General features: G+C 71.3%; 20 protein-coding genes and 3 pseudogenes. 17 read left to right on the forward strand and 6 right to left on the reverse strand.

Going from position 1 to position 21,287, the window contains the following annotated elements; all coding sequences use genetic code 11:
- Positions 1–20 precede the first annotated feature (20 nt).
- From BS80_RS29630 to BS80_RS29640, 3 genes are all read right to left on the reverse strand, one after another.
- Positions 21–1,040: an ABC transporter permease gene (locus BS80_RS29630; protein WP_035803801.1), complete on the reverse strand. Its 1,020-nt coding sequence runs from the start codon at positions 1,038–1,040 to the stop codon at positions 21–23.
- A complete protein-coding gene (locus BS80_RS29635) occupies positions 1,024–2,568 on the reverse strand; it encodes a sugar ABC transporter ATP-binding protein (RefSeq protein ID WP_035803803.1) in 1,545 nt (514 codons plus the stop codon). Before BS80_RS29635 ends, BS80_RS29630 begins: the two co-directional genes overlap by 17 nt.
- A gap of 81 nt (positions 2,569–2,649) precedes the next feature.
- Complete coding sequence (locus BS80_RS29640) at positions 2,650–3,696, reverse strand: sugar ABC transporter substrate-binding protein (protein WP_035803805.1); 1,047 nt, start codon at positions 3,694–3,696, stop codon at positions 2,650–2,652.
- 315 nt (positions 3,697–4,011) lie between these two features.
- Between BS80_RS29640 and BS80_RS29645 the strand changes: the two genes are divergently transcribed.
- The 8 genes from BS80_RS29645 (at position 4,012) to BS80_RS29680 (ending at position 10,888) form a co-directional block, all read left to right on the forward strand.
- A complete protein-coding gene (locus tag BS80_RS29645; protein WP_035803807.1) occupies positions 4,012–4,863 on the forward strand; it encodes a fumarylacetoacetate hydrolase family protein in 852 nt (283 codons plus the stop codon).
- Positions 4,864–4,949: 86 nt separating this feature from the next.
- Positions 4,950–6,227, forward strand: coding sequence for an enolase C-terminal domain-like protein (locus BS80_RS29650; RefSeq protein WP_232246692.1), 1,278 nt, complete (start codon positions 4,950–4,952; stop codon positions 6,225–6,227).
- Positions 6,224–6,985, forward strand: coding sequence for an SDR family NAD(P)-dependent oxidoreductase (locus BS80_RS29655; RefSeq protein ID WP_035803811.1), 762 nt, complete (start codon positions 6,224–6,226; stop codon positions 6,983–6,985). Before BS80_RS29650 ends, BS80_RS29655 begins: the two co-directional genes overlap by 4 nt.
- The gene (locus BS80_RS29660; protein WP_035803813.1) at positions 6,982–7,995 is read left to right on the forward strand and encodes an aldo/keto reductase; all 1,014 of its coding nucleotides are present in this window, start codon (positions 6,982–6,984) and stop codon (positions 7,993–7,995) included. Before BS80_RS29655 ends, BS80_RS29660 begins: the two co-directional genes overlap by 4 nt.
- Entirely contained in the window at positions 7,992–8,303 is a 312-nt protein-coding gene (locus BS80_RS29665; protein WP_035803815.1) for an L-rhamnose mutarotase, read from the forward strand. The genes BS80_RS29660 and BS80_RS29665 overlap by 4 nt, the downstream gene beginning before the upstream one ends.
- Before the next feature lie 143 nt (positions 8,304–8,446).
- Positions 8,447–9,475: an expansin EXLX1 family cellulose-binding protein gene (locus BS80_RS29670; RefSeq protein ID WP_035803818.1), complete on the forward strand. Its 1,029-nt coding sequence runs from the start codon at positions 8,447–8,449 to the stop codon at positions 9,473–9,475.
- 100 nt (positions 9,476–9,575) lie between these two features.
- Positions 9,576–10,106: a SigE family RNA polymerase sigma factor gene (locus BS80_RS29675; protein WP_035803822.1), complete on the forward strand. Its 531-nt coding sequence runs from the start codon at positions 9,576–9,578 to the stop codon at positions 10,104–10,106.
- Positions 10,103–10,888 (forward strand): superantigen-like protein SSL4, encoded by a 786-nt coding sequence (locus BS80_RS29680; protein WP_035803826.1) that lies wholly within the window; start codon positions 10,103–10,105, stop codon positions 10,886–10,888. The genes BS80_RS29675 and BS80_RS29680 overlap by 4 nt, the downstream gene beginning before the upstream one ends.
- A gap of 109 nt (positions 10,889–10,997) precedes the next feature.
- Here BS80_RS29680 and BS80_RS29685 read toward each other — a convergent pair whose 3' ends face one another.
- Positions 10,998–12,791 (reverse strand): alpha-L-fucosidase, encoded by a 1,794-nt coding sequence (locus BS80_RS29685; protein WP_035803829.1) that lies wholly within the window; start codon positions 12,789–12,791, stop codon positions 10,998–11,000.
- Positions 12,792–12,878: 87 nt separating this feature from the next.
- Positions 12,879–13,316 carry an alpha-amylase family protein gene (locus BS80_RS29690; RefSeq protein ID WP_035803832.1) on the reverse strand — a complete coding sequence of 146 codons (438 nt, stop codon included), beginning with the start codon at positions 13,314–13,316 and terminating at the stop codon, positions 12,879–12,881.
- Between the two features lie 444 nt (positions 13,317–13,760).
- Here BS80_RS29690 and BS80_RS29695 point away from each other — a divergent pair, with 444 nt between their 5' ends.
- Positions 13,761–14,636, forward strand: coding sequence for an amidohydrolase family protein (locus tag BS80_RS29695; RefSeq protein WP_035803834.1), 876 nt, complete (start codon positions 13,761–13,763; stop codon positions 14,634–14,636).
- 228 nt (positions 14,637–14,864) lie between these two features.
- Here the strand turns inward: BS80_RS29695 and BS80_RS29700 are convergent, their stop codons facing one another.
- Complete coding sequence (locus BS80_RS29700; RefSeq protein ID WP_035803836.1) at positions 14,865–15,536, reverse strand: GntR family transcriptional regulator; 672 nt, start codon at positions 15,534–15,536, stop codon at positions 14,865–14,867.
- 112 nt (positions 15,537–15,648) lie between these two features.
- Between BS80_RS29700 and BS80_RS29705 the strand changes: the two genes are divergently transcribed.
- The 8 genes and pseudogenes from BS80_RS29705 to BS80_RS29730 all read left to right on the forward strand — a co-directional run bounded on the left by BS80_RS29705 (position 15,649) and on the right by BS80_RS29730 (position 21,283).
- Complete coding sequence (locus BS80_RS29705) at positions 15,649–16,428, forward strand: (Fe-S)-binding protein (RefSeq protein WP_035803839.1); 780 nt, start codon at positions 15,649–15,651, stop codon at positions 16,426–16,428.
- Positions 16,425–17,861 (forward strand): LutB/LldF family L-lactate oxidation iron-sulfur protein, encoded by a 1,437-nt coding sequence (locus BS80_RS29710; protein WP_035803846.1) that lies wholly within the window; start codon positions 16,425–16,427, stop codon positions 17,859–17,861. Before BS80_RS29705 ends, BS80_RS29710 begins: the two co-directional genes overlap by 4 nt.
- Positions 17,858–18,490 (forward strand): LutC/YkgG family protein, encoded by a 633-nt coding sequence (locus BS80_RS29715; RefSeq protein ID WP_035803848.1) that lies wholly within the window; start codon positions 17,858–17,860, stop codon positions 18,488–18,490. The genes BS80_RS29710 and BS80_RS29715 overlap by 4 nt, the downstream gene beginning before the upstream one ends.
- Before the next feature lie 148 nt (positions 18,491–18,638).
- Positions 18,639–18,827, forward strand: a pseudogene (locus BS80_RS44170) (glycoside hydrolase N-terminal domain-containing protein); the annotation flags it as partial.
- A gap of 50 nt (positions 18,828–18,877) precedes the next feature.
- A pseudogene (locus BS80_RS44175) lies at positions 18,878–19,108 on the forward strand (glycosyl hydrolase family 95 catalytic domain-containing protein); the annotation flags it as partial.
- Between the two features lie 6 nt (positions 19,109–19,114).
- Positions 19,115–19,429: a glycoside hydrolase family 95-like protein gene (locus BS80_RS44180; protein ID WP_035803849.1), complete on the forward strand. Its 315-nt coding sequence runs from the start codon at positions 19,115–19,117 to the stop codon at positions 19,427–19,429.
- A gap of 193 nt (positions 19,430–19,622) precedes the next feature.
- Positions 19,623–19,841 (forward strand): annotated as a pseudogene (locus BS80_RS41235) (DoxX family protein); the annotation flags it as partial.
- Between the two features lie 179 nt (positions 19,842–20,020).
- Entirely contained in the window at positions 20,021–21,283 is a 1,263-nt protein-coding gene (locus tag BS80_RS29730; protein ID WP_198045667.1) for an SLC13 family permease, read from the forward strand.
- The last annotated feature ends 4 nt before the right edge of the window (positions 21,284–21,287 follow it).

Here is a 21,287-nt window from a genome sequence, read left to right on the forward strand (position 1 = left end):
TCCCGGTGCCGAGAGCACCGCTACTCCTGCTTCTCGCCGGAGGCGAACCGGGAGATGATCAGCGCGACGATGATGATCACGCCGTTCAGGAACTGGTTCCACAGCGGCGGCACCCCGGCCAGCGTCATCACGTTGACGACCAGCTGGAGGGTGAGCACGCCGGTGAGCGCGCCGAAGATGGTGCCGCGCCCGCCGTTCAGGCTCACGCCGCCGATCACCGTGGCGGCGAAGACCTGGAAGATCCAGCCGTTGCCCTGGCCGGCGGAGATGGAGCCGTAGTGGCCGGTGTAGAGCACGCCGGCGAAGGCGGCCAGGGTGCCGCCGATGATCAGCACCACCCAGGTGATCCGGTCCACCCGGATCCCGGCCGCGCGGGCGGCCTCGGCGTTGCCGCCGATCGCGTACAGTGCCCGGCCGTGCCGCAGCCACGCCAGCGCGCAGCCGCCGAGCAGGAACAGCAGCGCGCAGATCCAGATCGCGGCGGGTACACCGAGCCAGCTGGCGGAGCCGAGGTAGCCGAACGAGGTCGGCACGTTGACGATCGACTGGCCCTGGGAGATGGCGACCTGCAGGCCGCGCAGCATGGTGAGGCCGCCGAGGGTGACGATGAAGCCGTTGAGGCGCAGCTTGAGGATCAGGAAGCCGTTGAAGGCACCGATCAGCGCGCCGACGGCGAGGCAGAGCGGGATGGCGGTCCAGGTCGGGAAGAGCCCGATGCCGTTGAACCGCCCGCCGTGGTCGGGAAGCACCAGCCACATGGCGATGACGGGGGCGACGCCGATGGTGGACTCCAGGGAGAGGTCCATCCGCCCGGCGATCAGGATCAGCGCCTCGGCCAGTACCAGCAGGCTCAACTCGGTGGCCTGCTGGCCGACGCCGAGAAGGTTGTCGGTGGTGAGAAAGGCCGGCGAGACGGCGAAGCCGATGACGCCGAGCACCAGCAGCACGGGCACCAGCGACAGGTCGCGGAAACGGGCCAGGTCGATCCGGCGCCCGGTGGGGGCCGGCACGGTGCCGCTCAGCTCAGTGGTCGGTGACATGGTCTTCCTTCGTTTCGGTGGTGCCGGTCATGCCCTCCATGGCGGACACCAGTTGCTCGTCGGTCCAGCCGTGGGTGAATTCGGCGACGATGCGGCCGTGGAACATGGCCAGCACGCGGTCGCAGACGCGCAGGTCGTCGAGTTCGTCGGAGACGATCAGGGCGGTCCGGCCGGAGTCGGCGACCTGGCGGACGGTGCCGAGGAGGGACTCCTTGGACTTGATGTCCACTCCGTTGGTGGGCTTCACGGCGACCAGCACCTGCGGCTCGGTGGCGAGCGCCCGGGCGATCACCACCTTCTGCTGGTTGCCGCCGGAGAGCGCGGAGACCTCGGTGGCCGGGCCGGGGGTCTTGATGTCGAGGTCGGTGATCATCCGCTCGGCGAAGACCCGGGTGCGCGAGGGCAACACCGTGCCGAACGGCCCGAGTTGGTCGGTGACGGTGAGGGTGGCGTTCTCCGCCACGCTGCGCTGCGGGATCAGGCCCTGAATGTGCCGGTCCTCGGGCACGAAGCCGATCCCGGCGGCCAGTGAGGCCGGCACCCGGCCGGTGCGCACCGCGCGGCCGGCCACCGTCACGGTGCCGGACCGCGGCCGGTGCAGGCCGGCCAGCGTCTCGCCGAACTGGATGTTCCCGCTCGCGGCCGAGCCGGCCAGGCCGAGCACCTCGCCGGCCCGCGCGGCCAGTGAGCAGGACTCGTAGACACCGGGCAGGCCGAGGTCCGCCACCTCCAGGAGCGGTTCGCCGACGGGGGCCGACCGTTCGCCGGCCGACCAGGCCGGCTCGGTGCCCTTGGACTGCTCGCCGGTCATCGCCTCGACCATGGCGTGCTGGTCCAGCTCCACGACCGGGGCGGTGAGGATGTGCCGGGCGTCGCGGTAGACCGTGACGGTGTCGCAGAGCTCGTACACCTCCTGGAGGTGGTGCGAGATGAAGAGGAAGGCCACGCCCTGGCCTTGGAGCTCGCGCAGTTTGGCGAAGAGCCGCTCGATGCCGCGGGCGTCCAGCTTGGCGGTGGGCTCGTCCAGGATGATGAACCGGGCACCGAACGAGAGGGCCCGGGCGATCTCGACGAACTGGCGCTGCTCGACCGTCAGTTGCCCGGCACGGGCGGCGGGGTCCACGTCCACGCCGTACTCGGCGAGCAGGTCGGCCGCACGGCTGCGCAGCTCCCGCCACCTGATGGGTCGTAGCCCGCCGTTCGTGTGCCGGTTCAGGAAGAGGTTCTCGGCGACGCTGAGCGCGGGAATGATGGTGGAGCGCTGGTAGACGCAGGCCACCCGGGCTCGCCAGGCGTCGATGTCGCCGGGAGCCGGGGCGGGTTCGCCGTTGAAACGCAGCGTGCCGGTGTCGGGTTGCTGAAGGCCCGTCAGAATAGAGACGAGGGTGGATTTTCCGGCGCCGTTGCGCCCGACCAGGGCGTGCGATTCGCCGGGGGCCACGGTGATGCGGGCGTCGCGCAGGGCGACGGTCGCGCCGAAGCGCTTGCTGATCCCGTCGGCCTCGACGACGGGGCTGGGGTCCGCCATGGCGGGTGTCCTTTCGAGGTGGTTCCCGAGCTCGGCCGCTCCGGCCGCGAGGTGCGGCCGGAGGCGGGTGCCGGGAGCCGGTCAGTGGCCGACGTTGTTGCCCCAGAGGGACTTGTCGTCCACGTTGTCCTTGGTCACCAGGGGGGCGGGCAGCTGGTCCTCGAGGCCGTTGGGCAGCGAGATGATGGTGGAGTTGTGGTCGGTGGGGCCGGCCTGGAAGGTCTTGCCCTCGGCGGCGGCCTCCGCGTAGAAGAGGGCGTACTTGGCGTAGAGGTCGGCCGGCTGCGAGACGGTGGCGTCGATCTGACCCTGGCGGATCGCGTCGAACTCCTGCGGGATGCCGTCGTTGGAGACGATGGTGATGTGGCCGGGCTGGCCGGCCGGCTTGAGCAGGCTCTTCTGCTGGAGCAGGGCCAGGGTGGACTGCAGGAAGGCGCCACCGGCCTGCATGTAGATGCCGTTCAGGTCCGGGTTCTGGGCCAGGGTGGTCTGCAGCTTGCTGGAGGCGACCGCGCCGTCCCAGTTGGTGGCCAGCTCGATCACCTGGATGCCGGGGAACTCGCTCTTCATGCAGGCGGCGAAGGCCTCGGAGCGGTCGCGTCCGTTGATCGAGGTGAGGTCGCCCTGGAGTTCGGCGACCTTGCCCTTGCCGCCCAGCTGCTTGCCGAGGAACTCGCAGGCCTTGGTGCCGTACGCCTTGTTGTCGGCGCGGACCACCATGTAGACCTGCCCCTTGTCCGGGCGGGTGTCGACGCTGATCACGGGGATCTTCTTGGAGGCGAGCGTGTCCAGGGTGGAGGCGATCGCTCCGGTGTCCTGAGGGGCCATCACCACCGCCTTGGCGCCGGTGTTCTCGAAGACCTGGACGTTGGACACCAGCTTGGTGATGTCGTTCTGCGAGTTGCTGACGGGCAGCGTGTTCAGCCCCTGGGACGAGGCGTCGGACTTGATGTACTGCGCGTAGGAGTTCCAGAAGTCGGTGTCGGCCCGGGGCAGGTCGATGCCGAGCTTCGGCTTGCCACCGGCGGCGGTGTCGGAGGAGCTGCCGCGGTTGCAGGCGGTGGCGAAGCCCGCGAGCAGGACGACGGAGGCGGCCGTGGCGGCGATTCTGGCGGAGCGAGCCTTCATGGTGGGTGGGTCTCCTTGGCTGGGAAGGCCTGGGCCGCGATGAGGACGAGGGAGGGGTCTCCGGCGGGGCGGTCTCGTCGCCCGGCGGGGATGAGCCTTCCGGAGTCATCGGATGGATCGCGGTAGGCAGGACATTACGAGTCGGCCATCCTGCTGACAAGAGCGGGTCTCCGACGATTCGTAACCGTGACATGAGGCTGGCCGACTAGCAGAGCGAGAGAGACATCGGACGAATCCTTGCGTGGTGACGATGTCGCTCGTATCGTTCGGAGCACGCTCATTGATCGGATGTATCGATGCGTGAGGAGATATGCCATGAAGTTGATGCAGCTCGGCGATTCCGGGGCCGAGACGCCGGCGGTGCTTGCCGAGGACGGACGCACCTACGCGCTCTCCGGACTGACCGCGTGGATCGACGGCGCCTTCCTCGCCGGGGGCGGCATCGAGCGGGTCCGCCGGGAGCTGGCGGCGGGCACGCTGCCGTTGCTGCACGCGGAGGGACTGCGGGTGGGCGCGCCGGTCTCCCGGCCGGGCAAGGTGGTCTGCATCGGGCTGAACTACCGCGACCATGCCGAGGAGCAGGGTGCGGCGATCCCGCAGCGCCCGGTGGTGTTCCTGAAGGACCCGGCCACCGTGGTCGGACCGTATGACCAGGTGCCGATCCCGCGCGGCTCCGTGAAGACGGACTGGGAGGTCGAGCTCGCCGTCGTCATCGGCCGCCGGGCGCAGTACCTCGCCGAGCCGGCCCAGGCCGGCGGGGTGATCGCCGGTTACGCGATCAGCCACGACGTCTCCGAGCGCGAGTTCCAGCTGGAGTACTCCGGCCAGTGGGACCTCGGAAAGTCCTGCGAGTCCTTCAACCCGCTCGGCCCCTGGCTGGTCACCCCCGACGAGCTCGGCAATCCGCAGGCACTGGGCCTCGGCCTGGCCGTCAACGGCGAGGTCCGGCAGGCCGGCAACACCAAGCACATGATCTTCGCCGTCGAATACCTGGTCTGGTACCTGAGCCAGTACATGGTGCTCAACCCGGGCGACGTGATCAACACCGGCACCCCGGCCGGCGTGGCCCTGGGCCTGCCCGGTAACCCGTACCTGCGCGCGGGCGACACCGTCGAGCTGTCCATCGACGGCCTCGGTATCCAGCGCCAGACCTTCGTGAACGCGTGAAAGGCAGCACGTTGTCCGTTATCACCGGTATTGACACCTACGACGTCCGCTTTCCGACTTCTCGGGAGCTGGACGGGTCCGACGCGATGAATCCCGACCCCGACTACTCTGCCGCCTACCTGGTGCTGCGGACCTCGGACGACGGCCCCGAGGGCCACGGCTTCACCTTCACCATCGGGCGCGGCAACGACGTGCAGGTCGCGGCGATCGAGGCGCTGCGCGGCCACGTGGTGGGCCGGTCGGTCGACGAGCTGTGCGGCGACCCCGGCTCGCTCTACCGGGACCTGATCGGCGACAGCCAGCTGCGCTGGCTCGGCCCCGAGAAGGGCGTGATGCACATGGCCATCGGCGCCGTGGTCAACGCCGTCTGGGACCTGGCCGCCAAGCGCGAGGGCAAGCCGCTGTGGCAGCTGCTGGCCGACGCCGACCCCGAGTGGCTGGTCTCCCAGGTCGACTTCCGCTACATCAGCGACGCGCTCACCCCCGACGAGGCGCTGGAGCTGCTGCGCCGCGGCAAGGAGGGCGCCGCCGAGCGGGCCCAGCTGCTGTTGGAGCGCGGCTACCCCGCCTACACCACCTCGCCCGGCTGGCTGGGCTACTCCGACGAGAAGCTGATCCGGCTGGCCCACCAGGCCGTGGCCGACGGCTTCACCCAGATCAAGCTGAAGGTCGGCGCCGACCTGGAGGACGACATCCGCCGCTGCCGCACGGCACGCGCCGCGGTCGGCCCGGACATCCGGATCGCCATCGACGCCAACCAGCGCTGGAACGTCGGCGAGGCCATCGAGTGGACGAACGCGCTCGCCGAGTTCGACCCGTACTGGATCGAGGAGCCCACCAGCCCCGACGATGTGCTCGGTCACGCGTCGATCCGCCGGGGCGTCACCCCGATCAAGGTCGCCACCGGCGAGCACGTGCAGAACCGGATCATCTTCAAGCAGCTGCTCCAGGCCGGCGCGATCGACGTGCTCCAGCTGGACTCGGCCCGGGTGGCCGGGGTCAACGAGAACCTCGCGATCCTGCTGCTGGCCGCCAAGTTCGACATGCCGGTCTGCCCGCACGCCGGCGGCGTGGGCCTGTGCGAGCTCGTGCAGCACCTGTCGATGTTCGACTTCGTCGCGCTCTCCGGTACCACCGAGGACCGGGTCATCGAATTCGTGGACCACCTGCACGACCACTTCCTGGACCCGGTGGTGATCGAGGCCGGCCACTACCGGGCTCCCACCCTGCCCGGTTTCTCCGCCGAGATGCACGCGGCCACCATCGCCACCTTCGAGTACCCGAAGGGCGAGTTCTGGGCCGCCGACCTCGCCGGCACCCGGCAGCCCGCACAGGCCGGCGCCGAGAAGGAGCTGACCGCGTGAGCACACTCGACCTGAGCGCTCTCAAGGCGGTGGTCACCGGCGGGGCCTCGGGCATCGGCCTGGCCACGGCCCGGCTGCTCGCCGAGCGCGGCGCGCAGGTGGCCGTGCTCGACCTGGACCCGAGCGGCGCACCCGCCCCGCTGCTCGGCTTCACCGCCGACGTGTCCGACGACGCCTCGGTGCGCGCGGCCGTCGGGCAGGCGGCCGAGGCGCTGGGCGGCCTCGACATCCTGGTCAACAACGCGGGCATCGGCGCCGCAGGCACGGTCGAGGACAACCCCGACGAGCAGTGGCACCGGGTGCTGGACGTCAACGTGCTGGGCATCGTCCGCACCACCCGCGCGGCCCTCCCGCACCTGCGGAACTCGGAGCATGCGGCGATCGTCAACACCTGCTCGATCGCCGCCACCGCCGGCCTGCCCCAGCGCGCCCTCTACTCGGCGAGCAAGGGCGCGGTACTCTCGCTCACTCTGGCGATGGCCGCCGACCATGTGCGGGAGGGGATCCGGGTGAACTGCGTCAACCCCGGCACGGTGGACACGCCGTGGGTGGGCCGGCTGCTGGACGCCGCGCCGGACCCGGCAGCGGAGCGGGCGGCGCTGAACGGCCGCCAGCCGACCGGCCGGCTGGTCGCGGCCGAGGAGGTCGCGGCCGCGATCGCCTACCTCGCCTCCCCGGCGGCCGGCAGTACCACGGGCACCGCCCTCGCGGTCGACGGCGGGATGGCCGGCCTGCGCCTGCGGCCGGAGTCGAGATGACGACGCTCCGCCGCAACCGGCTCGGCCGCAGCAGCGTGGCGGTGACCGAACTGGCCTTCGGGGCCGCCGCCATCGGCAACCTGTTCACCCCCGTCGACGACGCGCAGGCCGAGGAGGCGGTGGAGGCCGCCTGGCAGGCCGGGGTCCGCTACTTCGACACCGCCCCGCACTACGGGCTCGGCCTCTCCGAGCACCGGCTCGGCGAGGCCCTGCGCAGCCGGCCGCGGAGCGAGTACGTGCTCTCCACCAAGGTCGGCCGCATCCTGGAGCCGACCCCGGGAGCCGGCGGTGACGACCTGGCCAACGGCTTCGCCGTGCCGGCCGCCCACCGTCGTCGCTGGGACTTCAGCGCCGACGGGGTGCGCCGCTCCATCGAGGAGAGCCTGAACCGGCTCGACCTGGACCGGATCGATATCGCCTACCTGCACGACCCCGACGACCACGCCGAACAGGCCCTCGACCAGGCCTACCCCGCACTCCACCGGCTCCGGGACGAGGGCGTGATCGGAGCGATCGGCATCGGGATGAACCAGGCCGAACTGCCCACCAGGTTCGTCCACGAGACCGAAATCGACGTGGTGCTGCTGGCCGGCCGCTACAGCCTGCTGGACCAGCGCGGCCTGGCCGAACTGCTGCCGGCGGCGAGCGCTCGCGGCGTCGGCGTGGTCGTCGGTGGCGTCTTCAACTCCGGCCTGCTGGCCGACCCGAGTCCCGACGCCACCTTCGACTACGCTGCGGCACCACCTGAACTGGTTGCGCGCGCATTCGAGTTGCAGGAGGTCTGTGGCCGGTACGGGGTGCCGCTGCGGGCGGCGGCGCTCCAGTTCCCGTTCGGCCACCCGGCGGTGACGGGCGTGCTGGTCGGCCTGCGCAGCGCCGGGCAGGCGGCGGACGCCGCCGCGATGCTCCGGCACCCGGTGCCGGACGCGCTGTGGGACGAGTTGAGGGCCCTGGGGCTGCTGCCGACCGGCGCGCCGACCCCGGGGGACGGATCGGAGGAGCAGTCATGAGGGTCGCCCTGCACACCCGCGTCCGCGAGGACCGGATCGACGAGTACGAGGCGGCCCACCGCGAGGTGCCCGTCGAGCTCACCGCCGCCATCCGGGCCGCCGGCGTGCGCGCCTGGACCATCTGGCGCAGCGGCTGCGAGCTGTTCCACGTGCTGGAGTGTGAGGACTACGCCCGCCTGCTCGCCGAGTTGGAGCACCTGCCGGTCAACATCGCCTGGCAGGCCCGGATGGGCGAGCTGCTGGACGTCGTCCACGACTACTCGGCCGGTGGCACGGACGCCGGGATCCCAGTCGTCTGGGAGCTGTGACAACCGCTCGGAGCAGCGCCCGACCGGGGTAGCTCCCCGGTCGGGCGGTTTCGGCGAAAAAAATCAGAACGGGGTGGCAACCTTTTGGGCAGCGGCGGCAACCGAGCGGTGAAACACCGGCTCGATCGACCGAATGGATGGCCATGAAGGCAACGAAGCACTCCGCCCCGCGACCGTGGCAGGGACGCGGGCCGACCGGCCGCGTCCCTCTGGCGCTGCTGGCCGTCGGTGTTCTGGTCTGCCTGGCCCTGCTGTTCGGGGTCGGGGGCGGTACCGGTGCCGGACACGCCACCTCGGCGTCCTCCGTCCCCGGCACGGCGGTTCGGGCGGGCCTGTCGTCTGGCGCCGACGCCTCGGCGGCGCCCGGCAGCGCGAGCCCGAGCGCGGACGCACCGCCCACCGCCACCAGCTCGGCCGGGGAATCGGCCTCGCCCTCACCCGCGCGCTCGGTCCCGGCCTCACCCGCGCCTTCGGCCGCACCCACACGCACGCCGGTGCCGGCGGCGTCGGCCGCCGCGAGCGGCAGCGCCGGCGCGGTTCCCGCGGCGGCCACCCTGGCGGGACGGATCAAGCCGGGTGTCACCAACCAGGGCGTCGCCACCGCCTACGCCGCCGCTGACGGCAACGGCTCCTGCCTGTACGGTCCCTCCGACGACATGATGGTCGCGGCGATGAACTACACCGACTACGAGTCGTCCAAGGCCTGCGGCGCCTACGTGTCGGTGCGCACCGCGAGCGGCGCCGCCCTCACGGTGCGGATCGTGAACGACTGCCCGGCGCCCTGCGCGCCCGGCCAACTCGACCTCAGCCAGCAGGCGTTCGCCAAGCTCGCCGACCTGTCGGTGGGTCGGCTCCCGATCACCTGGACGCTGCTGAGCCCCGAGTCGGCGGGCACGATCTCGATCCGCTACAAGACCGGGTCCACCCAGTGGTGGTGCGCCATCCAGGCGATCGGACACCGGAACCCGCTGGCGACGCTGGAGGTGCGCGCCGCCGGCGGCTGGCGGCAGCTGCCGCGGGCCGACTACAACTACTTCGTCTCCGCCGACGGTACCGGCTGCGGCGGCGAGATCAGGCTCACCGACATCTACGGCCAGCAACTGACCGTGGACGGGATCACGGTGCAGTCGGATGTCGTGCAGCCGGCCCGCGTGCAGTTCGCCCGGCACTGATCCCGGCTGAACCGGTGCGTTGCCCGGCGCTGTTATGCTGCCTCCCCGTTGTTAACGCGCACAAGCGTGTGACCTGTACTGATGAGAGGGCGACCGAGGAATGCTCCTCGATGACGCGTCCGCGGAGTTCCACGATTTCTTCGAACGCCACTACGCCGAACTGTCCCGCCTGGCCCACCTGTTGACCGGCGAGGGCAGTGCCGCCGACGACCTCGCCGCGGACGCGATGGTCGCCCTGTGGCAGCGCTGGGACCGACTGCGCAGCGCCGACCACCCGGTGGCTTACGCTCGCGGGGTGGTGGCCAACATGGCGCGGGAGCGGATCCGCAGCGCGGTCCGCGAGCGACGGCGGATCACGCTGTTCTGGACCCGCAGCCCGGAGCGGACGGACGGACCCGACGTTGCGGCCGTGCTGGACATGCGGTCGGCGCTCGCCCGCCTGCCGTTCCGCAAACGAGCCTGCGTGGTGCTGCGCCACGCCTTCGACCTGTCGGAGAAGGAGACCGCGCTGGCGCTCGGTATATCGGTGGGCACAGTGAAGAGCCAAACCTCGCGAGGGATGGCCGAGCTGGAAGGGATACTCGGTGTACGAGCGTCCGGAGAACTGGTGGCAGGGAGGAGGAACCGATGAACGAGGAGATCACCCAGCGGCTGCGGGAGGCCGGCTGGGCCCACCAGCCCGACCGCGCCAGGATGCTGGCCCGGCTCGAGCGCGGCATGAGTGGCCCCGTCGTCCGCCGCCGCCCGCCCTCGCGCCTGCGGTCCCTGCCGAGGGCCGCGCTCGCGGGCCTCGCCGCGGCCGGTCTCCTGGCGACGGGCGGCCTCGCGTTCGCCGGCATCGTCGTCACCTCGTCGTCCTCGGACACGGTGACCGTGCCGGCCGGCCCGTCGCCGTCGCCGTCGCCGTCCGCGCTCACCAGTGCGCCTGAGACGCCGTCGTCCCGGCCCGTCCCGGTGGTGCCGCCCTCGGCGGCGGCGCCCGGCAGCCCGCACCCGACCCCGTCGGCCGCTGTCCAGGCGCAGAACGGGCCGCTCTGGTCGGCCGGTTCGGTGGATCCGCACAGCACCGTCTACTGGACTCAGGAGAACCTGACCCTGAAGACGACCCAGCCGCTCACCTCGCTCACGGTGGAACTGCGCTTCGCGCAGACCGGCGGGGTGCAGGACACCGGCAACTGGCGCACGCTGCCTCCCGACGACTTCACCGTCACGGTGCAGCAGAGCGGGGGCACGCTGGTCTACCGCTGGGTCCTCAAGCCGGGCCGCACCGTGCCGGCCGGGGAGCAGGAGTTCGCCGGCCAGTTCAACCACGCCACCGGCGTGCGCAGTGCGGCCGGTGACGCCTACCGGGTGGACGCGCAGGGAGCGGGCGGGTCCGTCTCGGTCCAGGGAGGCTTCGCTCCGGGGCGGTGAGCCCGCGCGGCACACCGGGTTCTGAGGCGGGCCCGAACTCCGGTCGGCGCGAAAGGAGATGGGTGCGGGAAGCCCGCAGGGCCTCCCGCACCCATCGGTGCGTGCCGGCTCAGCCGACCTTGACCAGCTGCCACATCTGCGGGCTGGCCCAGTTGACGGTCCACTGGACCGCTGTCTGGCCGTCCGCCGTGCCGTTGCCGTTGTCCAGGGCCATCCCGCTTGCCCGGTTGGTGAGCTGGTAGTAGCCGCTGCCCAGCGCGAGGATGCTCCACTGCTGCTGGTTGCCGCCGTTGTAGGGCTGCTGGACCAGGGCAGTGCCAGCGCTGGTGCTGCCCCCGTTGTCGAGGGCCATCCCGCTGCGGGAGCACACCAGGCTGAACCGGCCCCCTTCCAGCCCGGTCAGCGTCCACTGCTGCGGTGTACCGCCGTTGACGGTCCACTGCACCACCTGGCTGCCGGCGCTGGAGGTGTTGTCGTCGTCCAGGGCCTTGCCGCTGCGCGCGCAGACCAGCTGGTAGACGCCGTCGGCGACCACGGCCGGCATCCCGGTGACCTCGACGACCACGACGGAGTCGTTGGCGTCGGGGGCGGTGGCCGGCACGGAGACGTTGATGGTGCCGCCGCTGACCGTGTAGGAGAGCGAGGTGCCGGGGTCGCTCATCAGGTGGACCCGGTTGATGGTGTTCTGGATCAGCGGGATCTGCAGGGTGCCGTTGCTGGGCCAGCTGAACACGTGGGCGAAGAGCTTGCCCGACTTCCTGGTGAACTTGCCCCAGGACGGCTCGGCGGTGAACGGGCTCCCGCTGGTGCCGTAGATGCTGTCGCTGTTGACGGCCATCCAACTCGCCAGCCCCTGGAGGATGGTGACGGAGCCCGGGGTCGGCGTGCCGTCGCCCTTGGGACCGATGTTGAGCAGGTAGTTGCCGTCACGGGAGGCCACCGTGACGAACTCCTGGAGGATGGTCTGCACGGACCGGTAGGAGTTCTCGGCCCAGGAGGTGTACCCCCAGGCGCCGTTCATCGTGGCGCAGGTCTCCCACGGGCGGCCGAGCGGTTCGGCGGGCACGGTCTGCTCCGGGCAGGCGAAGTCGCCGAGCCCGAGGTCCCGCTTGACCCGCTCGTTGACGATCAGGCCGGGCTTGAGGCCGGTCAGCCACTTGTAGAGGTCGACCCCGTCGGACTCGACCCACCAGTCGGTCAGGGTCGGGGTGGCGGCGTTGGCACACCAGTCGCCGTCGAACCAGAGGATGGCGGGGTCGTAGGTGGTGAGCAGCTCCTGCAACTGGGCCTTCATGTCGCTGATGTAGGAGGTGCGCGCGGCCATCGAGGCCATGTCGGTGTAGTTGGTGGTGTCGTCCACCGTCTGGGACCAGTGGTTCCAGTCCATGATCGAGTAGTAGAGCCCGAACTTGATCCCGCGCGACTCGCAGGCGGTCTTCAGCGCGGCCAGCAGGTCGTGCTGGTAGGCGGTGTAGTGGGGCAGGTTGTAGAGCTTGTTGCCGGTGGTGTCGCTGAATCCGGCGACGCTGGAGTTGTACATCGCGAAGCCCTCGTGGTGCTTCGCGGTGATAACCAGGTACTTCATGCCGGCGTTCTGGGCCAGCTCGGCGATGGTGTCGGCGTTGAAGCTCGCCGGGTTGAAGGGCGCCGACACCTGGGCCTGGTAGTTGGCCTTGGTCCAGTCCTCGGTGGAGAAGGCCCACTCGCCGTGGCCGAGGTTGCTGTAGGAGCCGAAGTGGATGAACATGCCGAAGCGGGCCTGGTACCACCAGTCCATCTTGCTGGGCACCGAGTACGCCTCGGCGGGTTCGCCCAGCAGGACTTGGGGCAGGCCGAAGGCGACGGCGCCTCCGGCGAGGGCTGCGGCGCGGATGAGTTGACGGCGGCTCAGATGGGGTGACATCTGCGGCTCCTCGGGGGAAGGGTGGGGTGGGGTGGGGTGGGGGAGTTCAGTGATCGACCACGACCATCGCGTGTCCCTCCAGGGCGGTCACCCGCACGTGGAGGTACGTGCCGTCGTGCTCCCAGGGCAGTTCTCGTCGTGCGCGACCCACTCGGGGTGCTCCCGGGCGGCGTACTCGTCCACCTGGAGGGAGAGGTAGATGGGCGTGCGGATCCCCACCGCGTGCAGGGCCTCGATCTGCTCGGAGAGCAGGTCGAGGCCGGGGGAGAGGCCGGGGTGGCGCTCGGGGCGGTGTGAAAGTCCCGGTGAACGGTCCGCTGTGGGAAGCGGCGCGGGTCCAGGGGGTTCGGCTGCGGCACGGTCTCTCCTCTTGGCGCGGGTGGGCGGGGTCAGGACTCGGTGGTCCAGGTGGATTCCGATCAGCGGCTCCGGGACGTTCCACAGGTCCAGGTCCAGGTCCAGGTCCAGGTCCAGGAGACGCGTGCGTCGCCCACCGACAGCAGCCGGGCGGTCACGGCTCCTCAATCGAGTCAACCCTATACATAGGATGTATGTATAGAGGCCGCACTCTTCGGGGTCCAGTGGTGGAGCGCAGATGTTGTGCGAAACTCCTGATAAAGACTACTATTTGGCAGAATTTTGATGCTCCTGGCGCGCGCTGAATGATCGCGGCCCTTTCAAGACATAGGACGACCTGTTAGGTTGTCGCTGTGTCACTGACAGACCAGAGGCGATCTTCCGGGCCCTGCTCGCCGGTGACGCCGAACTCGCCCGTGCCGCAGCACTGCTGCACGTGAACTCCACCGAACGCTGGCTGCGCGAGCACCTGGCCGAAGGGGATCGGATCCCGGCCGGCCGGCCGGCCGGCCAGCCAGCCCGTCCGAACCCGAGTGACCGCCGCCCGCCGCTGATCCCGGTTCGACCGGAAGCCCGCCGCCCCACAACCCGTCGACCGAGGAGTGATCGCGCGTGAGAATCGACGCGCACCACCACGTCTGGGACCTCGCCAGGCGCCCGCAATCCTGGCTGGACGGACCTGAGTCGGCGGTGATCCGGCGTGACTTCGGGCCGGCCGACCTGGCGCCCCTGGCGAAGGCGGCGGGCATCGCGCGCACCGTGCTGGTGCAGGTGCTGCCGGATCTTGAGGAGACCAGGGAGTTCCTCGCGCTGGCCGCTGCCGACCAGCTGGTCGCCGGCGTCGTCGGCTGGGCCGACCTCACCGACCCCGGCATCGCCGACACCCTGGCCGAGCTGCGGCAGGGGACGGGTGGTGACCTGCTGGTCGGCGTGCGGCACCTGGTCCAGGGCGAGGCCGACCCGGCCTGGCTCGCCCGCCCCGACGTCCGGCGCGGACTGCGCGCGGTGGGTGACGCCGGGCTCTGCTACGACCTGCTCACCCTGCCGCACCAACTCCCGGCCGCCATCGAGACGGTGCGCGCCCTGCCCGACCAGCCGTTCGTCCTCGACCACCTCGCCAAGCCACCGATCGCCAGTGGCGAGGTGGCGCCCTGGGCCGACCGGCTGCGCGAGCTGGCCCGCGAACCCAACGTCTCCTGCAAGCTCTCCGGCCTGGTGACGGAGGCCGACCGGGAGCGCTGGACCGTCGCGGACCTGCGCCCGTACGCGGAGGTCGCGCTGGACGCCTTCGGTCCCGAGCGGGTCATGTTCGGCTCCGACTGGCCGGTCTGCCTGCTGGCCGCATCGTACGGTCAAGTCATCAGCACAGCAAAGGATTTGACGGATCGTCTGGGCTCGCACGAGCGCGCGCTGGTGTTCGGTGGCACGGCGGCCCGGGTCTACCGGCTGGTCGCCACGGCCGGGCCGTCCGAGGAGACCGCGGTGTGAGGGGCCGACTCGCCTGCGGCATGACCGGCCTCGACGGAGGCGCACAACTGGAGCAGCAGGTACGCCGCCGCGGGCCTGGTCCAACTGGTCACCAGAGAAGGTCGGCAGCTCGGCGGGGGCGGCGGGGACATCGAGGCCGAGCCGGGTGGCCAGGCCCGGGCCGACGCCGACCGGCGAGGTGAGCCGGGCCTGGCCGGAGGCTGCCGTTCGTGGCGTCCCGATGGCCGGTCAGCATGGCGACGGAAGCCGGGGTTCCCGTGCCAGGCCGATGCGGTGTCCCACGGCGCCGATGTGCCGGGTGAGCAGATCGCGGGCAGCCGCCCGGTCGGCGTCGGCCAGGGCCCGGGCCAGTGCGGTGTGTTCCTCGATGTCCGCCGCCACGTGGGCGGGACGGGAGGTGGAGGCGGCGCTGACCCGGATCTGCTGGTCCCACAGTGCGGCATGGGATGCGGCCAGCACGCTGTTGCCGCCGGCACGCATCAGACGCGCGTGGAAGTCGCGGGCGGTGTCCAGGATCGGGCCGGTGGGCGACGCGGATCCCTCGGTCGCCTCGCGCGCCGCCAGGGCGAGCAGGTCCTCGCCGACGGCGCGCACGGCCTCGTCGGGCTCGGTCGACAGGGAGTCGAGGGCGAACAGTTCCATCAGCAGCCGGGCTTGGAGTACGGCCATGGCCTCGCCGGGGCTGACCGGGGTGACCATCGCGCCGCGCTTGGGGTAGAGCCGGAGGAAGCCCTGGGCCTCCAGGCGCAGGAACGCTTCGCGCACCGGGGTACGCGAGATGCCCAGTTCGGCTGCCACGGTCCCCTCGGACAGCAGTTCGCCGCCCGGGTAGGCACCACTCAGAAGGAGATCGCGCAGATGGGCGTAGGCGAGGTCAGCGGCAGGCTGTGGCTTTGACACGGCACCAGTCTGGCCCGTTCGGGTGGATTCGGCATCCAAGCTTGCATCTATGCTTGTATGCATGCTTGCATGGGCGCAGCCGAGGTCGAGACCACCCACCGAAAGGCTCCCCGTGCGCACAGCTCTCTTCGTGACCTGCCTGAATGACGGGTTGTTCCCGCGTTCGGGGCAGGCCACCGTCAAGCTGCTGCGCCGGCTCGGGGTCGAGGTCGAGTTCCCCCCGGCGCAGAGCTGCTGCGGGCAGATGCACTGGAACACCGGCTACCGGGCCGAGACCGCCCGCCTGGCCGCACACTTCGTGAAGGTGTTCGGCGAGTACGACGCCGTCGTCGTCCCCTCCGCCTCCTGTGGAGGAATGCCGGGCGAGGCCTACGAGCGTGCGGCCGAGACCGTCGGCGACGCGGGCCTGGCCCGCGCCGTGCGCGAGCTCGCGCCCCGGGTCCACGAACTGACGGGTTTCCTGACCGATGTGCTCGACGTCGAGGACGTCGGCGCCTACTTCCCGCACCGCGTCACCTACCACCCCACCTGCCACAGCCTGCGCGCCGCGCCGGTCGGCGCCCGGCCGTACCGGCTGCTTCGGGCCGTGGCCGGGATCGAGTTCATCGAACTTCCCGCGCAGGAGGAGTGCTGCGGGTTCGGCGGGACCTTCTCGGTGAAGAATCCGGCCGTGTCCGGAGCGATGAACGCCGACAAGGCCCGCCACGTCCTGGAGACCGGCGCCAGCGTGCTCGCCGCCGTCGACAACTCCTGCCTCATGAACATCGGAGGCCGTCTCGCCAAGGACGGGCACACCGTTCGGACCATGCACCTGGCCGAGATCCTTGCCCGCACCCGGGCCGACGGCCCGGTCTTGGACCTGCCCCACTCGACGCGGGAGCTGACCCGATGAGCCGCACCTTCGTAGGCTGGCCCGCCTTTCCGCAGGCCGCCGCCGTCGCCACGCGTGACGCCCAACTGCGCGCCAACGTCGCGCGCGCCACCGGCACCATCCGCGCCAAGCGAGCCAAGCTCGTTGCGGAGCGCCCCGATTGGGAAGAGCTGCGCGACTCCGCCGCCGCGCTCAAGGACGATGTCCTGACCCACCTCGACACCTACCTGCTCCAGGTCGAGGAGAAGGTCACCGCCGCCGGCGGCACCGTCCACTGGGCGCGCGATGCCGCCGAGGCCAATCGGATCGTCACCGATCTGGTGCGCGCCACCGGCGAGCGGGAGATCGTCAAGGTCAAGTCCATGCTCACGGAGGAGATCGGCCTCGACAACGCCTTGGCGGCCGCCGGGATCGATGCTCGGGAGACGGACCTGGCGGCCGCGATCGTGCAGCTCGGCGACGACCTGCCCTCGCACGTCGTGGTCCCCGCGCTGCACCGCAACCGTGCCGAGATCCGCGACATCTTCGTGCGCGAGATGGGCCGCCACGGCCGCCCCGCTCCCGAAGGGCTCAGCGACGACCCGCCGCAGCTCGCCGAGGCCGCCCGCCTGCACATGCGGGAGAAGTTCCTCAAGGCCAAGGTTGCCGTCAGCGGTGCCAATTTCCTCGTGGCCGAGACCGGCACGGCCGTCGTGGTCGAGTCCGAGGGAAACGGACGCATGTGCCTGACCCTGGCCGACACCCTCATCACCCTCGTGGGCCTGGAGAAGGTGGTCCCGACCTGGCGTGACCTGGAGGTCTTCCTGCAACTGCTGGCTCGCAATGCCACCGGTGAGCGGATGGCGCCCTACACCACCACCTGGACCGGAACCACCCCCGGCGACGGCCCGCAGACGTTCCACCTGGTCCTGGTCGACAACGGCCGCACCCGCGCCCTCGCTGACGAGGTCGGACGCCAGGCCCTGCGCTGCATCCGCTGCGGCGCCTGCATGAACATCTGCCCCGTCTACGAACGCACCGGTGGGCAGAGCTACGGCTCGGTCTATCCGGGCCCGATCGGAGCGATTCTCAACCCGCTGCTCAAGGGCCTCGACGATCCGCAGACCGCCTCCCTGCCCTACGCGTCCTCGCTCTGCGGTGCCTGCAACGACGTCTGCCCCGTTCGGATCCGTTTCACGGACGTCCTGCTGGAACTGCGACACCAGGTCGCGGAGGGCGACGCGAAGGTCAAGCACCCCGGTGAGAAGGCCGCGCTGCGCGCTGTCGGCGCAGTGATGGAGCACCCCGCCGCCTGGAACGCGGCGATCCGGGCCGCGGGCAAGGCCGGCCCGCTGATTCCGAAGAAGAAACTGCCAAAGCCGCTCTCCGGCTGGACCGACAGCCGGATCGTCCCCGGCATTCCCAAGGAATCGTTCCGCGCCTGGTGGGAGCGCACCGATGGAGGCACCGAGTGAGCAGCGCCCGTGATGACATCCTGGCCCGGGTACGCGCGGCCAACGCCACTCAGCGTGCGGAGCCGGGCGCCGTGCCACGCACGTACCTGCGGCATGCTCCCGGAATCGACCCGGCAGACCGGGCAGCGGTGCTCGCACTGTTCGCCGAGCGGCTGGTCGAGTACGGCGCCACCGTCCACCGGGTCCGGTCGGCCGACGTCGCGGCCGTGCTGGCCGCTGCCCTGCCGGAGGGCAGCGCGGTGGTCCCGGGCGGCTTCCCCGCGCCCTGGCTGGCCGAGTGGACCGGCGCCGTGATCGCCGACACCCCGCCGCTCCCGGCCGGCCGACTCGACACGGTGGATGCCGTCGTGACCACCTGCGCGGCAGCCATCGCCGACTCGGGCACTCTCGTGTTGGACGGCGGCCCGGGCCAAGGCCGACGGGCCGCCACCCTCCTCCCGGACCTGCACCTCTGTGTCGTCCAGGCTGATCAGGTGGTCTCTTCGATTCCCGAGGCGATCGGAGCGCTGAACCCGCGCCGGCCCCTGACGTGGATCAGCGGACCGTCCGCCACGGCCGACATCGAGATGATCCGCGTGCAAGGCGTCCACGGCCCACGCCGGTTGACGGTCGTCCTGGTCGAGGGGTAGCGAGGACAGCGAATCGGCGCCCGATACATTGGGTGTATGTATAGGCGACGCGGCCTTGGCGGCTCAGGGCTCCGGTGCGGAAGTTTTGCGAAACCACAGATCGGCTCGGTTATTTGAGGGAACCCTGAGGTGTCCACGCCAGTCCTGGATGACCTCATCCCTTCCAAGACATAGGACGACCTGTGAGGTTGTCGCTGTGTCACTGACAGACCAGGCCATCGTCTCCGCCCCGGCGGGTGTCCTGGTCGTGCGTCTGACCGCCGACGCCCCCGGAGCGCTCTCCTTCCGGGCGGGCTTCACGACGCTCCACCAGGACCCGCAGCAGAGCTGCGACCCCGAACGCGGCGGCCTGTCGATCCACGGCCGCGCGCCGGTGCGGCCGCCAAGCTGCTCGGACCGGCCCGCCGAGCCCTGGACCGCCGCCTGGAGCACAGTGGTGGCGGCACCGGCTGGAGCCTGGCCTGGGTCGCGGCGCTGGCCGCCCGCCTCGGCGACGGCGTCCTGGCCGGACACGCCGTCGAGCTCCTGCTCGCCACCTCCATCGCCCCCAACCTCTTCGACCTGCACCCGCCCCGGCTCTTCCAGATCGACGGCAACTTCGGCATCACCGCCGCGATCGCCGAATTGCTGCTGCAGAGCCACAACGGCGTGCTGCGCCTGCTGCCCGCACTGCCGCCGTCCTGGCCGGAGGGCGACGTCCGCGGGCTGCGCGCCCGGGGCGGCCTCACCGTCGACCTGAGCCGGCGTCAGGGGCGACTGACGGGGGCCGACCTGCTGGCCGCCCAGGCGGGCACGGTCGACCTGTGGCTGCCCGAGGACCTGGCGAGCCCGGTGCTCACCGGTGCCGCCGGGAACACCGTCCCGCTCGCGGCGGTCCCCGGCGACGACCGCCGGTTCCGGCTCCACCTGACCGCCGGTGGTCGCTACCACCTGCGGTGAACCCACGGGCCGCACGGTGCGTACCACCAGCGGCTGTGCCCATCTCATCCACCCCCCAACCACACCAGTGTGACCCTCTGGAGTTCCGATGTCCTTCACCCCGCCACCGACGACGCGTTCGCGAGCCGGGTCGGGCCGCACGCGACCGCCGCCCTGCGGATAGTCGTCGCCCTGCTCTTCAGCTGCCACGGGGGGCCTGGGCACCCGGCCCGCCGCCCTGCTCCGCTCCGGCTCGATGGCCTACGCCTACTTCTCCGTCCACCAGCAGCACGCCCTGTGGCCGATCGAGAACGGCGGTGAACTGTCGGTCCTGTTCTGCTGGGTCTTCCTGCTCATCGCGATCAACGGTCCGGGCAGCCTCGCGTTCGACCGGCTGTTGCGGCGCGCCCCGCAGCCCGCCCTGGCGCGGTAGCCGGCGCTCCGGCGACGGAGGGCCGAGCCGAGCTCCCGGGGAGCCTGTGTCATCCCCAGGAGCCGCAGATGTCACGATGGTGACGCCGAGTGAGTCCGCCCCCGCCGGGGCGGGCCGCCTGCCCGATCTGCGGGGCCGTCCGCCTCGACCCGGGCCCCTCCGTCGCCGTCCCCCGGGAGATGACCCTGAACACGCTCGCCGCCGAGGTCCTGTCCGTCACCCTGCTGGTGGTGGTGCTGGTCTGCGCCGTGGCGCGGCCCTGGGGGTGGCCGGAGGCCGTGGTCGCGGTGCCGGCCGCCGCGCTGGTGGTCGCCACCGGTGCCATCTCGCCGGCCCACGCCGCCGCCGAGGCCGCCCGGCTCGGGCCGGTGATCGGCTTCCTGGCCGCCGTGCTGGTGCTCGCCGAGCTCTGCGACGGCGAGGGCCTCTTCCACGCCTGCGGGGCGTGGATGGCCCGCAGCGCCGTCGGGCGTCCGCGACGGCTGCTGGTGCAGGTGTTCGCGGTCGCCTCGGTGATCACGGCGGTGCTGAGTCTGGACGCCACGGTGGTGCTGCTCACTCCGGTGGTCTTCGCGACCGCCGCCCGGCTCGGTGCCCGGCCCAAGCCGCACCTGTACGCCTGTACCCACCTGTCGAACACCGCGTCACTCCTGTTGCCGGTCTCCAACCTGACCAACCTGCTGGCCTTCGCGGCCAGCGGGCTCGGCTTCACCCGGTTCGCCGCGCTGATGGCCCTGCCGTGGCTGGTGGCGATCGGCGTCGAGTACGTGGTGCTGCGCCGCTTCTTCGCGGCCGACCTGGACGCGGGCGCGCAGGCGCCGGAGGGCGGACCGGCACCGCAGACGCCGCTCTTCGCGCTGCTCACCGTCGCCGGGACGCTGGCGGGCTTCGTCCTCGCCTCCGCGCTCGGAATCGATCCGGCCTGGGCCGCGCTGGCCGGCGCCCTGACGCTCGCGGTGCGGGGCCTGGCCCGGCGCCGTACCACCGTGGCCGCCATCGGCCGGGCCGCGGCCGTGCCCTTCCTCGCCTTCGTGCTGGCGCTCGGGATCGTGGTGCGCGCCGTGGTCGACAACGGGCTCGCGTCCGGGCTCGCGCACCTCGTGCCGCACGGCACCGCACTGCCCGCCCTGCTCGGCACCGCCGCCCTGGCCGCCGTCCTGGCGAACGTCATCAACAACCTGCCCGCCACCCTCGTGCTGCTGCCGCTCGCCGCCCCCGGCGGACCCGGCGCGGTGCTCGCAGTGCTGCTGGGGGTCAACATCGGTCCCAACCTGACCTACGCCGGATCGCTGGCCACCCTGCTCTGGCGGCGCATCGTGCGCGAGCACGACACCGATGTCGGGCTCGGCGAGTTCACCCGGCTCGGACTGCTCGTCGTGCCACCGGCCCTGGTGCTGGCTGTGGTAGCACTGTGGGGATCGCTGCAGATCGTCGGAGGGTGAGGCC

Source organism: Kitasatospora mediocidica KCTC 9733 (assembly GCF_000744225.1).
Taxonomy (GTDB): domain Bacteria; phylum Actinomycetota; class Actinomycetes; order Streptomycetales; family Streptomycetaceae; genus Kitasatospora; species Kitasatospora mediocidica.